At 32.7% G+C, this 1,573-nt stretch carries 1 protein-coding gene; it reads right to left on the bottom strand.

The annotated features are described in order from the left end of the window. The coding region (locus IRZ78_RS25950; RefSeq protein WP_228520631.1) for a condensation domain-containing protein at positions 1–1,573 on the bottom strand (1,573 nt) is incomplete at both ends.

Raw genomic sequence — 1,573 nt, forward strand, 5'->3', positions numbered from 1 at the left:
AGCGTTAAAATCAAATAATAATTCTTGACGTTCTTCAGCTATCAGATAGTTGATGTTTTCTATTTTGACCGATGGATCCAAAAAAACTGATTCCATAAGTGCACTGAAATGATGCATCAGTCTTTCGATATCGGCCCCTTGGTAGATATCGGTATTGTAATCAACTGAAAGGGTTAAACCTTCACGTTCTACAAATTGAAAACTAATATCAAACTGAGATGTTTTTCTTTCGAATTCAAAATCTGCCACTTCTAAAGCATTCAACGTTTGGGAAGAACTAAATGTCTCCAATTGATGGTGGTTTTGAAGAATAATCACTACATCAAATAAGGCAGATCTGGTAACATCTCTCTTTAGATTTAATTTACCAATTAGCTGGTCAAACTGATAATTCTGATGCTCATAAGCCTCTAACAGAGTTTGTTTTTCTTTTTGCAATAAATCTGAGAAACTGCTTTTTTCTTCCACCTGAGTTCTAATGGCAAGCATATTCATATACAGTCCCATTTGATTTTCTAATTCAGGATGTTCTCTTCCTGCAATTGGCGTACCAATGATGATATCATTTTGACCCGAATATTTATGTAATAAGACCTTTATTGCAGACATTAATGTCATAAATAATGTGACATTATTATTTAGAGAATATTGTTTTAGCTGAGATAAAAAATCTTCGGAATAGGTGATCGTTAAAGTTTTTCCGTTATTGGTTTTTAATAACGGACGAGGTTTTGAAATGATTAGATCTAATGCAGGTATTTCTCCTGAAAATTGATTCATCCAAAACTTTTCTGAATTTAAATTTCTTTCTAAGTTTAATTCCTCCCTTAGCCATACTGCATAATCTTTATATTGGATTTTGAATTCCGGTAATGTAAATTCTTCTCCTTTTATCAATATATTATAGCCCTGGATTATCTCATTGGAAATAATTGCGGAAGACCATCCATCACTAATAATATGGTGTCTTGAGAAAAAGAAAACATGCTCATTTTCTGTTAGTTTGATTAAACTTGCGCGTAAAAGTGGTGCTTGTTCAAAATTAAATTCCTGGTTATTTAAATTCTGTATATACTCCTCAATAGACGACTCGCTTTTGCCTTTATTGGTAAAATCAACATAATTTATTTTGAATTCGACCCCACCGGCAGGCACAATATATTGTCTTAATTCGCCTTCTTTATTTGTTTTAAAATAGGTTCGTAATATCTCATGTCTGTTAATTAACTTGCGAAATGAATTTTCAAAAACAGAAAAATCTATCTGACCTTTTATGGTTAAAGCCACAGGCATGTTATACGCCAGTGATCCTTGTTCTAACTGACTTAGTAACCATAATCTGTTTTGTGATGGTGATAATGGATAGGAATCTGCTTTCGGAGCACTTGGAATGTCTAGATAGTTTTTTGACACTAACTTACTCTTTACACTTTGAATTGTTGGATTAGAAAAGAAATCTTTGAAAGAGATGCTTTTATTTGTTTCTTTAATTATTTTATTGACTACCTGAGTCACTTTCAGGCTATTCCCTCCCAGTTCAAAGAAGTTGTCTGTGATTCCTACCTGTTTTACC

The sequence above is a fragment of the Flavobacterium sp. CSZ genome, from assembly GCF_015350725.1.
In the GTDB taxonomy this organism is placed as follows: Bacteria; Bacteroidota; Bacteroidia; order Flavobacteriales; family Flavobacteriaceae; genus Flavobacterium.